At 72.4% G+C, this 10,754-nt stretch carries 13 protein-coding genes and 1 pseudogene; 4 read left to right on the top strand and 10 right to left on the bottom strand.

Annotated elements, in window-relative coordinates; genetic code table 11:
- Positions 1–114: 114 nt before the first annotated feature.
- Positions 115–1,107, bottom strand: a complete 993-nt coding sequence (locus AB0937_RS38240) for a winged helix-turn-helix domain-containing protein (RefSeq protein ID WP_366718785.1) — start codon at positions 1,105–1,107, stop codon at positions 115–117.
- Positions 1,108–1,299: 192 nt separating this feature from the next.
- Here AB0937_RS38240 and AB0937_RS38245 point away from each other — a divergent pair, with 192 nt between their 5' ends.
- Positions 1,300–2,478 carry an MFS transporter gene (locus tag AB0937_RS38245; protein ID WP_366718787.1) on the top strand — a complete coding sequence of 393 codons (1,179 nt, stop codon included), beginning with the start codon at positions 1,300–1,302 and terminating at the stop codon, positions 2,476–2,478.
- Between the two features lie 54 nt (positions 2,479–2,532).
- On the opposite strand, the gene AB0937_RS38250 is transcribed toward AB0937_RS38245, so the two are convergent.
- From AB0937_RS38250 to AB0937_RS38285, 8 genes are all read right to left on the bottom strand, one after another.
- A complete protein-coding gene (locus tag AB0937_RS38250) occupies positions 2,533–2,967 on the bottom strand; it encodes a MarR family transcriptional regulator (RefSeq protein WP_366718807.1) in 435 nt (144 codons plus the stop codon).
- A gap of 67 nt (positions 2,968–3,034) precedes the next feature.
- Positions 3,035–3,718 (bottom strand): hypothetical protein, encoded by a 684-nt coding sequence (locus AB0937_RS38255; protein WP_366718789.1) that lies wholly within the window; start codon positions 3,716–3,718, stop codon positions 3,035–3,037.
- Between the two features lie 71 nt (positions 3,719–3,789).
- On the bottom strand, positions 3,790–4,218 hold the full coding sequence (locus AB0937_RS38260) for a DUF5959 family protein (RefSeq protein WP_366718791.1): 429 nt from the start codon (positions 4,216–4,218) through the stop codon (positions 3,790–3,792).
- 327 nt (positions 4,219–4,545) lie between these two features.
- Positions 4,546–5,358 (bottom strand): SAM-dependent methyltransferase, encoded by an 813-nt coding sequence (locus tag AB0937_RS38265; RefSeq protein ID WP_366718792.1) that lies wholly within the window; start codon positions 5,356–5,358, stop codon positions 4,546–4,548.
- Between the two features lie 125 nt (positions 5,359–5,483).
- A complete protein-coding gene (locus tag AB0937_RS38270; protein WP_366718794.1) occupies positions 5,484–5,978 on the bottom strand; it encodes a hypothetical protein in 495 nt (164 codons plus the stop codon).
- A 93-nt stretch (positions 5,979–6,071) separates the two neighbouring features.
- On the bottom strand, positions 6,072–6,677 hold the full coding sequence (locus AB0937_RS38275; RefSeq protein WP_366718796.1) for a TIGR03086 family metal-binding protein: 606 nt from the start codon (positions 6,675–6,677) through the stop codon (positions 6,072–6,074).
- Between the two features lie 80 nt (positions 6,678–6,757).
- The gene (locus AB0937_RS38280; RefSeq protein ID WP_366718798.1) at positions 6,758–7,474 is read right to left on the bottom strand and encodes a polysaccharide deacetylase family protein; all 717 of its coding nucleotides are present in this window, start codon (positions 7,472–7,474) and stop codon (positions 6,758–6,760) included.
- A complete protein-coding gene (locus AB0937_RS38285; protein WP_366718800.1) occupies positions 7,471–8,148 on the bottom strand; it encodes a glycoside hydrolase family 11 protein in 678 nt (225 codons plus the stop codon). The genes AB0937_RS38280 and AB0937_RS38285 overlap by 4 nt, the downstream gene beginning before the upstream one ends.
- A 362-nt stretch (positions 8,149–8,510) precedes the next feature.
- On the opposite strand from AB0937_RS38285, the gene AB0937_RS38290 reads away from it, so the two are divergent.
- Together AB0937_RS38290 and AB0937_RS38295 are read left to right on the top strand one after the other, a co-directional pair.
- Complete coding sequence (locus AB0937_RS38290; protein WP_366718802.1) at positions 8,511–9,107, top strand: hypothetical protein; 597 nt, start codon at positions 8,511–8,513, stop codon at positions 9,105–9,107.
- 233 nt (positions 9,108–9,340) lie between these two features.
- Positions 9,341–9,637 (top strand): hypothetical protein, encoded by a 297-nt coding sequence (locus AB0937_RS38295; RefSeq protein WP_366718804.1) that lies wholly within the window; start codon positions 9,341–9,343, stop codon positions 9,635–9,637.
- A gap of 44 nt (positions 9,638–9,681) precedes the next feature.
- On the opposite strand, the gene AB0937_RS38300 is transcribed toward AB0937_RS38295, so the two are convergent.
- Positions 9,682–9,969, bottom strand: a complete 288-nt coding sequence (locus AB0937_RS38300; RefSeq protein WP_366718805.1) for a hypothetical protein — start codon at positions 9,967–9,969, stop codon at positions 9,682–9,684.
- Here AB0937_RS38300 and AB0937_RS38305 point away from each other — a divergent pair.
- Positions 9,960–10,410: pseudogene (locus AB0937_RS38305) on the top strand (sterol carrier protein domain-containing protein); the annotation flags it as partial. The gene AB0937_RS38300 and the pseudogene AB0937_RS38305 sit on opposite strands and share 10 nt — an antisense overlap.
- Between the last annotated feature and the right edge of the window lie 344 nt (positions 10,411–10,754).

Below are 10,754 nucleotides of genomic sequence, written 5' to 3' on the forward strand. Positions count from 1 at the left end.
CTCGCCGCACCGGCCGAAAGCCCGAGTACGCCCCGTACGAGGGCTTCCGGCCGGCACGCCGAGAGCACGCACCGGACGCCGCTCCTTCACGGGCACACGTTGCCCGCCGCGGCACTAGCTCCGCCGGGTGTCCGGCCGGCTGCGGGCCTCGGCGGCCTCCACCAGCACCCGGCCCGCCGCCGTCCGCGAGTACAGCACCGACCGGCCCGCCCGCCGCCGCTCCACGAGACCGGCGTCCAGCAGCACCCGCAGATGCCGCCCCACCGACCCGAGCCCCTGCCCGGTCACGGCGACCAGCTGGCTGGTGCTCAGGGGCGAGCCCAGCCGGACCAGCACACCGGCGCGGGCGGTGCCGAGCAGCGCGCCGAGGCCCGCCGGCACGGGCCCGCCGCCCGGGTCGGCGAGTGCCCCGGCACACGGATAGACCAGCGCGTACCGGTCCGTCCCCTCCCACGCCACCCAGCCGATGCGCTGCGTGGTGACGGGCACGAACACCAGCTCCGCGCCGGACAGCTCACGAGGCGGGTACTCATGCGCGTTCACCTGGAGCCGGTTCTCCCCGAGCCACTGCGTCCCCGGCCGCAGCGTGTCCAGCGCACTCGCCCAGCCACCCCGGCTGACCTGCGCGGTCCGGGCGACCACATCGGCTTCGAGGACGTGCCGGCGGTGCGGCCAGTACGGCAGCACCGCCGTCGTCCAGACGTACGTCAGGAGGTCCGCCGCGCGCTGCGGCAGATCGCCCCGGTGCAGCCGGGCCGGGACCGGTCCGCGCAGGGAGACGGCCAGGTCGGCGCGGGCCGTATCCGGGTCGGCCGCCCGCACCCGCGCGACGCCCTGCTCGAAGGTCTCCCCGTCCCGCGGGGTGGGGGAGAGGAAGTCCGCCGTCCACTCCCGCCCGATCCCGGCGCTGATCAGCTGCGCGGTCACCGGATCACCCGCCAGCCGCCGCCGGTAGGCCGGCAGATGCGCGTCGAGCCACCGCCGCTCACCGGGATGCGCCGCCTCGGCCGCTTGCAGCAGCCGCAGACTCGCGAAGGCCTCGGCGAACGGCGAGATCACGAAGCGGCTCCCCGCGAGAGTGTCGGCATTGATCTGCCACCAGCCCACCGGCCACCCCCTTCGCGAGCATCTCCGCGCGCCCGTGCACCGCGAGGACGTTCGCGAGCTCCTGCACCGCGAGGACGTCCGTGTGCTCCTGCTCGAGCACGTCCATGAGGCCCGCTCCGCGAGCACGTCCGCGAAGTTTCGCGTACGCGCGAAACAATAACCACGCACACGGGGGCGTCGAAGACTCCGCGTATGCGCAGCTACCGCGATCTGTTCCGCACCCCCGAGTTCAGCCCGTTCTTCCTGGCCGCGTCGGCGCAGACGGTCGCCCAGACCATGGGCGGACTCGCCCTGGGCACCCTGGTGTACCGGGCGACCGAGTCACCGGTGCTGTCCGCGGTGAGCATGTTCGGCTCGTCGCTGGTGCAGGTGCTGGGCGCGACCTTCCTGCTCTCCGCGTCCGACCGGCTGCCCCCGCGCGCGGCCCTGACGGCCCTCCCCCTGCTCTTCGCCGCGGCCACCGCAGCCCTGGCCCTGCCCGGCCTGCCCGTCTGGGCGCTCTTCGCGATCGTCTTCGCCAAGGGGCTGGTGGAGTCCGTGGGCGGGGGAGTGCGCTGGGGCCTGCTCAACGAGATCCTCTCCAAGGACGGCTACCTGCTGGGCCGCTCGGTGCTCAACATGATGAGCGGCGTGATGCAGATCGCCGGCTACGCCACCGGCGGCGCTCTCGTGGCCCTGCTGTCCCCACGGCTGTCCCTGCTGGCGGCGGCCGCCCTGTACGGCACGGCGGCCGTCGTCGTCCGCCTCGGCCTGACCCGCCGCCCGCCCCGTACGACGGGCCGCCCCTCGGCGGCGGCGACCTGGCGCGCCAACGCGCTGCTCTGGTCCTCCCCGCCCCGCCGCCAGGTCTATCTGGCGCTGTGGATCCCCAACGGCCTGGTCGTCGGCTGCGAATCCCTCTACGTCTCCTACGCCCCCGGCGCCGCCGGCACCCTCTTCGCCTGCGCCGCGCTGGGCATGCTCGCCGGGGACGTCCTGGTCGGCCGGGTGCTCCCACCGAGCCTCCGCCCCCGTCTGGGCTTCCCGCTGCTGCTGCTCCTGGCCGTCCCGTACGTGCCGTTCCTGCTGCACCCGGCCCTTCCGCTCGCGGCGGCCGCGGTCACCCTGGCCTCCGTGGGGTTCGGCGCGAGCCTCGTGCAGCAGGAGCGACTGGTGGCCCTCACCCCCGACCGGCTCACGGGACACGCGCTGGGCCTGCACTCGGCGGGGACGCTCACGATGCAGGGGGTCGCGGCGGCGCTGGCCGGATCGGTGGCCCAACTGACCTCCCCGGCCGGGGCGATGACGGCGATGGCCGTGGGATCGGCGGGGGTGACGCTGTGGCTGATGAGGGCGCGGAAGCGGGCCGAACCGAGGGCGGTGAGCTGCTGAACGGCTCAGGCGGATGAGGTGGGATCAGCTCGGGCCGGTGAGCTGCTGAACGGCTCAGGTCGGTGAGGTGCCGAACACCTCGGGCACGGCGTTGTCCACGACGACCCGTGACAGCAGGGCGGCGAGCCGGTCCCGCTCGGCACCGCTCAGCCCGGACGGCAGGGCCTCCATACGACGGCAGGCCTCGGCGTGGAACTTCCCGGCGAGCGCGGCACCTTCGTCCGTCAGCCCGACCCGCACGGCCCGTCCGTCGCGCGGGTCGGCCTCCCGCCGCACCAGTCCGCGCCGTACCGTCCGGTCCACCAGCCCGGTCAGGCTCGACTTCGCCAGCCCGAGCGTCTCGCCCAACTCGCTCATCCCGTACGGATGCGGCAGCAGCACACACAGCAACTGCCCCTGTTGCGGCGTCAGTCCGTACGCCCTGCCCGCCTCCGCGTACACACCGTCGACGAGGAACGCCGTGCGCACCAGCGCGGCGACGACCCCCATCTGCCCGGCTGCCCCGTTCCCCATCGGGTCAGGGTACCGACCGGTCAGTCGCCGTGCGGGGGCGTGGTCATTCCTCGTCCGGGGCCTCGCCCTCGATGAGGCGTTCGGCGATGTCGTCGGCCCACTCCTGGGCCCAGCGGCGCAGCCCGGGGACGGCCGCGGCGTCGAGGCCGTGGACGGTGAACGCCCGGTCGTCGAGCCAGTCGGTGCCGGTGAGCCGGGCCTGGAGGTCGGTGAGGTCGAAGGTGTCGGGGGCGTGGCGGCGGCCCAGCTCCTCGAGTTCGGGGTGGCTCCAGTGGGCCGCGGCGGCGTGCACGTCGACCAGGTCGCGCGCGAGTCCCCGGTCGGCCAGGTCCCGCACCCGGGTGCCGACCAGGTCGTCGAGGGCGAGCGCCGGCCCGAGCTCCGTCTCCACCGGCGGACGCCACAGCACCTCCTTGCGGAGGGCGACCTCGCACTCCGCGCCGCTCGGCGCGTCGGTCACGAGGAACTGTGCGGACAGCGCCCCGGCCTCCAGGGTCTGCACGAGCCAGCCGCGTCCGACCAGCCCGGTCCGCACGGCGTCCGCGACGACCTCCATCGCCGCCGGATGCCCGGTGGCCACGTCCACGTCCCGCCCGACCCGCTCCACCAGCCCGTGAGCCAGCACGGCACAGCTCCCGGCGAGCAGCAGGGAGTAGCCCTCCCCCACAGCCACCAGCTCCCCGAGCAGCCGGCCGACGGGCTCGGGGACGGGGGAAGGGGCGGGCATGTCCTGATTATCGCGTGGAGGGGGGCGACGCCTGGGACGACGGACCCGGACGGGTGACGGACGGGGACAGGTCAGACCGCCGTGGGCCAGGTCTCCCCTACCAGGTCGAGGCGTCGGTACGCGTCGTCGAACCAGGCATCGACCAGGGGGACGGTGACCGTCACCGTGGTCAGGGACATCGCATGGTCCTTGATCGTGACCTGGCACCGGTCGTCGTCCTCGTCGAGGTCGATGAACAGCCACGGAGCGCTGTGCCCCTCGCGCCAGGCGATGTCGCGTCCCGCGTCGAGGGAGTCCAGGGCTTGCTGCCACTGCCGCAGGTCCTCGGGAAAGATCCAGGTCTTGAGGGCGCCACGGACGAAAGGCGTATCGACCAGGAACTCTCCGACCAGGACGCCGGCCTCGGCGGAACCCTTCCGCTCCTCCTGCCCCACGATCCGGAGAACGACGCTGTTGCCCTCCCCCTCCAGGCGGATCAGGTCGATCGGATCCTCAGCCATGACTGCCCCTCCCCACTCGTACATGCCGCCGAACACTGATCGTCGGCTCGCGAACGAGGACGAGGAGGTGGGGGTGGCAGATCACCGACCGCCTGCTGGTGGGCGGGCCATTGCTCGGCGAGCCGGGTGACGGACGGGGACGGGCCCCACCCAGGCGCGCGGGGAACCGCTCGTCCGGCCACTACGGCGCCGCACTTCAGGAGCGCGGGGAACCGCGCGCCCGGCCTCTACGGCGCGGTACCCGGCGGCGGCGGGCCGGCGCCCTTCAGGGGCGCGGGGAACCGCGCGACCGGCCCCCATGGCGCCGCACACGACGACGGCGGGCCGCTACGGCTTGCGCCCCACCCCGCAGTACGCATCCACAGCGGCGGCCCCGGCTCCCGCCCCGGGACCCCCTGCATCCCCCTCCGGCCGCCACTCGGGAACCCGGACCACCCCCGGCTCCACCAGCTCCAGCCCGTCGAAGAACCCGGCGATCTCGGCCACCGGCCGGACGTAGTACGGCACCGCCCCACTCGAGTTGTACGCCTCCGACGCGGCGATCATGCCCTCACTCGTCGCGGTGCTGTCGCTGATCACCAGGTAGCTGCCGGACGGGAGCCCGGCCATGAGCCGCCGCACCAGCTCGCGCGCCTGCCCGTGGTCGGCGACGTGGCCGAGCGTGTTGAGGATCATCAGCCCGACCGGCCGCGAGAGATCCAGCGTGCCGGCGGCGGCTTTCAGCACGGCCTCGGGGTCGTACAGGTCGGCGTCCAGATACGCCGTCCTGCCCTCGGGGGTACTGCTGAGCAGGGCGTTGGCGTGGGCCAGCACGATGGGGTCGTTGTCGACGTAGACGATCCGGGACTCCGGCGCCACGCGCTGCGCGACCTCGTGCGTGTTGTCGGCGGTCGGCAGCCCGGTGCCGACGTCCAGGAACTGCCGTACGCCCCGCTCACCGGCCAGATGTGTGACGGCCCGCCCCAGGAAGCGCCGGCTCGTGACCGCCACGTCGACGAGCCCCGGGAAGATCGACTTGATCTGGTCGCCGATCTCGCGGTCGACCTCGTAGTTGTCCTTGCCGCCGACGAAGTAGTTCCAGAAGCGCGCCGAGTGCGGCTTGGACGTGTCGATGCGGTCGCGCAGGCTGTCGTCGGACACGGCGGGTCCTCCTGGGGGGTGGGGAAGGTGACCGGCCCACCAACCTAGGCGAATACCCCGGCGGGATTAGGGAGTTGACCTTCCCGCCTCCCGCCCGCCGTGGTGTTTCGGCCACGGCCCGTCCGCTACACCCCGCGGGAGGCGACCCCGCCCAGGTCGCCGCCACCGAGCCCGCCCTCGGGGCCGTGGCGCTGGGTGACCAGCCAGAAGGCCCACGCCAGGGACCACAGCAGCAGTCCGGCGGCGATCGGCGTACCGAACAAGATCAGCAGCCCGGCCCCGATGTTGGCTCCGATGCCCCCCGCGGTCAGGATCCGCCAGCCCACACCGGCCATGAGCCCGAGCGCCACCAGCGGCCCGAGCACGCCCCACCACCGCTGGTCCATCGCCCCGCGCAGCGAGGCCCGCACGAGCCACGCCACACCGGCCAGCGCGAGGGCCAGCGCGAACCCGCCGGCGACCGCGGCCACGCCGTCCCCGATGTCCCACGGCTGGAACGCGTAGTCCAGCTCACTGGCCGGCAGCCCGTTGTAGTTCTGCTGCCCCATCAATCCCCAGGCGGCCACGGGTACACCGCCGACAAGAGCGGCTCCGGCCGCCACGATTCCCCGATTCCTCATACAGCCAGCATCGGGCGCGCCGCGGGCCCGGTCATGAGCACGCGTACTCAGATACGCCGACCCGCGTGCCCACCCCCAGAGCCGCCGTGAACCCTAAGAGGCGCTCCAGCGGGGGTCGCGGCCGAGGTGACGCAGGAGGACCGCCACGTCGTCGTCGCCCTGCTCGGGGGCCAGGGCGGCGGCGTACGCGCCGTAGGGCCGCAGCGGCTCGACGATCTCCCCGGCGACCTTGAGGAGGGGGCGGGCCAACTCGGGGGTGAGCGGCGACGGCCTGCCCGTCGCCCGGGCGATGTCCCAGGCGTGGACCGCTGCGTCCAGCCCGCACGCCGCCGAGCCCGACCACGGGGACATCGTGTGCGGCGGCACCGGCGTGGGCACCTCGGCGGTGTCCGGGCCGACCCCCGCCCACGCCTTCGCCGCGCGTGCCAGGGCGTCCTCCAGCGACTGCGCCGGGTCCACCCCCTCCATCTCGCCCGGCGGGTCGAACGGGTCGAAGTCGGGCCCGGGTCCACCGGTCAGCGCGGCGGCGTAGCCGATCTGGTCGCCGACGGCGTGCTGGAAGACCTGGGCGACGGTCCAGTCCGCGCAGGGCGTCGGCAGGTGCCAGCCGTCGTCGGGGACGTCGTGGACCGCGGTTCGCAGTGCTTCGTGGGAGGCGTCGAGGACGTCCCAGCCGCTGGAGTTCATGCCATCGCTCATCGGAGGGCCCCCTTTCGTGGTGCTCATCGTGCAAGAACCCCGTCTGGCGCGACGGCGGTGGAAGCCGTCGCGCCACACGGTCAGGAGGGGGCCACCGCCCGGCCCGACCGGGGGGAGATCATTCCCGCGCACAGGCCTCGTGACGCCAGCGTCCGGGCGATACGGGGGACGGCGGCGAGGGTGCTGGCGGGCCAGTCGTGCATGAGGATGACCTGGCCGTCGGTGAGGCGGGCGACGGACTGCACGATCGCGTCCGTGCTGGCCCCGTTCCAGTCCTGTGAGTCGACCTGCCAGATGATCTCGGTGAGGCCGTACCGGGCCGCGACCGACTTCACCGTCGCGTTGGTCTCACCGTACGGCGGGCGGAACAGTTTCGGTGTGCCGCCCCCCGCGTTGGCGATGGCCTGCTGCGTGCGGGAGATCTCGGAGTCGATCTGTGCCTGGCTCAGCCTGGTCAGGTGCGGGTGGGTGTAGCTGTGGTTGGCGACCCACATGCCGGCCGCCACCTGGGCCCGGACCAGGGACGGGCTGGCCGCCGCGTACTGGCCCTGGTTGAACAGCGTGGCCCGCAGCCCGTTCTGGCGGAGCGCGTCGAGCAGCTTCGGCGTGTTGCCGGACGGGCCGTCGTCGAAGGTGAGTCCGACGTACCCGCCGCAGGCGGCGGCCGGCGCCGGAGTGGAGACCCGCGCCGGGGCGGGGGCGTCCGCCGGGACGGCGGTCGAGGCCGTGACGGTCGTGACCGTGAGAGCCGCGGCCGCCGCCGTCACGAGGACCGCCGGCACGCGTCTCGTCCTCACGGCCCCACCCTGATGCTGGAGCTGCCGCTGCTCCGGTACCCCTCGGTGGCCATGATCATGTAGTACTTGAAGTTGCCCAGCGGCATCCCGGCGCGGGCCCACGCGTCGAAGTGGTTGCCGGCCGTGATGGTGCCGCCCGTCCGCTTCGACTGCCGCACGCTCCAGTACTGGTCGAAGGTGCGTACGCCCTCGACCGAGGGGGCGTTGTACCGCGTCGTCCTGTAGATGTCGTACGTGCCTCCGTCGCTGGTGACGGTGCCCTTGTAGGTGCCGGTGGGCCGGTAGGTGCCCCAGTTGTCGACGATGTAGTACTCGACGAGCGGGTTCGCCGTCCAGCCGTAGAGGGTCAGGTAGGCGTTGCCGGACGGGTTGAACGAGCCCGAGTACGTCACGGTGCGGCGGGCGCCGGTGCTCCAGCCCTTGCCTGCGACGAAGTTCCCGGTGTTGCGCCATGAGGTGCTGTAACTGCCGCCGGACGACAGGGTCATGGAGACCGTGCCCGGCGCGTCCGTCCAGAACGAGTAGTAGTAGCCGTTGTCGGAGCCCGTCTGGTTCGTGGTGACAACGGTGTCGGCGTGCGCGGTGCCGGGCATCGTGAGGGCCGCGGCGGCGACCAGCAGCATGGTGCAGGTGCTGCTGATGAGCAACCGGAAGCGGCCTGGTGACTTCTTCATGGGGGGTGCTTCCTCCTCGTCCTCGTGGGGTGGGTCGACGGGGGAGCTCTGTCATCGGGGAGTGTTGGCCGGGCCCTGTCAACTGTCAATGGTTTCGACGGTGATGACGAAATGTTCGGTCTCATGCGTCGGCGCGATTCTCCTGAATCCCGCTGGTCAGCCGGGTGTTGATGGCCATGGAACAGTGAGCGGACGACCCGGAAAGCCCCTTGCCACCCCGAAATGAAGAACTCCTCTATCCGAATGTTTCGAACTGTTTCCGGACCGGAGAACGGTCATTCCGCCACCGGGCCGACCGACGGAATCCGGCCTCATCGCAGAAAGCGACGGAACCCCGCACAGGGCCCCTGTACTCTCCGCGAGTGCCGTCGACCTCCGCAGCAACGCCCGCCGTCCCGTCCGCCGGGGACCCCGAGTGCCTCGCGCTCACCCGTACCCTGCGCCGCCGAGGCGTGCTGGTGCTCTCGGTGTTCGCGCTGCTGTGGGCCGTGGCGGCGGCCTCCGGGACCGGCTCGGCGACGGACGCCGCGCCGCTCGGCATCGAAGCGGCGGCACTGCTGCTCACCGCGGCGGCGATCCACCTGGGGTACCGCGAGAACGCCACGCCCTCGCCCCGGCCGGTGAACCTGCCGCCCCGCTGGGCACGCGGCGTGGGCATCGTCAACACGGTCGAGCTGGTGGCCGTCTTCGCCGTCATCGCGGCGTCCAACGCCGCGGACCGGCCCGAGGTCGTCCCCGCGGGCATCGCCCTCGTCGTAGGGCTGCACTTCTTCCCGCTCGCCCGCCTGTACGACCAGTGGCAGTACCGGTGGACGGCGTCGCTGCTGACGGCCGTCGCGGTCGCCGGGTTCGTCCTGGTCGCGGCAGGGTTCGCGGACGAGACCGTGCGGGTCGTGGTGGGCGTGGGCAGCGCGGCGGTGCTGTGGGCTTCGTCGTACCACTTGGCGCTGCGCGGCTGACCGTCGTTCCCCTGTGGCCGACCGCCCGGCTGAACTGCTGGGCCTCAAACGGCTTCCGGGCCGTTTCCCCGGACCGGCGTGGAAGTGATGGGCGAAGCCGACGACGTACCGCACACCCAACATGCGTAGGGAATTCCGCCCTTGCCCGGAATGCCTGGATCGATTCCAATAGTGGTCGACTGACCGTCAACTCCCTGTCCGCTGAATGACGAGGCAAAGGTGAGTGAGTGCACATGGCGGATTCCGAGCGGGAGCGGGAACCCGGCAGGATCGAGAAGGAGATCTACGGAAGGATCGGCGACGCGATCGGCGCTGCCGGCGGCGACGGCACGGGTCTGCTGGGCAAGTTGTGGGGACGTGCCATGGAAGAGGTGGCGGCGAACCCCAAGCGGTTCAACGACAACGTCGCGAAATACGGCACACTCCCGGGCAGCGGGCAGATGATGCTGGTGGTCAAGGCGATGGACGACATGGAAGAGCATCGCCGCAACGACGAACGGCAACAGCAGAAGTCGCCGAAGAAGAAGTAAGGGCAGCCAGAGAAGCACTGGGGGGGGCGGCCAGCCGACTCGGGTCACGCCTCCAGTCCGGCCAGATCCGCTCGGAGGACCACGCGAGCCGCGCGGGTGGCATCCCCGTGAGCCTGCCGGGCGGTGTCGTACTCCTCGGACGCGAGCGTGGATCCCGACGCGAGCTCCTCACGTATCCGGCGCAGCGAGTGGTACGAAGCGTCGATCGCCGCAGTCACATCGGCGGCTGCCGTGAGAACGAGCCGCTCCCGCGCTTCGTCGCATCCCGAGCCCTGGAACGCCTGACGGATCTTGGCCGCCCTGATCTGCGGGTCCGTGTGGACGCTTCGCACTCGGACACGACCTGGTCACCAAGGTCGTGTTCAAGCACGTCCCGCCCGAACACCCGCTGCGCTGGCAGCGTCCGCGCCGGCGAAGTGAGCGGCGCCATGGACTGGCTCCGGGTACGGCTGCTGGACGTCCCGGGCGCACTGACCGCGCGCGGCTGGCTCACGGACGGCGAACTCGTCCTGGACGTGGACGACCCGTTCCTGGGCGACCACGACCGCTACCTGCTGACCGTCCGGGACGGCACGGCCGACTGCGTCCCGACGGACCGGGAGCCCGACCTGTCCCTGGACATCAGGGACCTGGGCTCCCTCTACCTCGGCGGCACCACTCCGAGCACGCTGGTGCGCGCCGGACAGATCAGAACCCACCGCCCGGACGCGGCGACTCGCGCCGACACACTCTTCCGGGCGGAGCGCCCGCCGCACTGCCTGCACTGGTTCTGACGGGCTCGCGCGGTCAGCCGACAAGAAGGCCGCGCGAGCCGCCCCGGCGTCCCGGTGCCCAGGCGTCCCGGCCACGCACACACCGTGGCCGGGACGCCGAGGTCACCTGCCTGCGAAGGACGTCAACTGCCCGTACCGCCCGCCGAACTAGTGCCGCGGCAGGCAACGTTCGCCCCGTCGCGACGCCCGGCACGCCGAGAGCACGCACCGGACGCCGCTCCTTCACGGGCAAACGTTGCCCGCCGCGGCACTAGGCCGTTTCTGATGGCTCTTGGTGGGCTGGGTGGATCTCGTGGTGGGCCGGGCAGGATGCCCGTATGGTGCGGCGACACGAACTCACGGAC

The sequence above is a fragment of the Streptomyces sp. NPDC047880 genome, assembly GCF_040706515.1.
Lineage (GTDB): Bacteria > Actinomycetota > Actinomycetes > Streptomycetales > Streptomycetaceae > Streptomyces.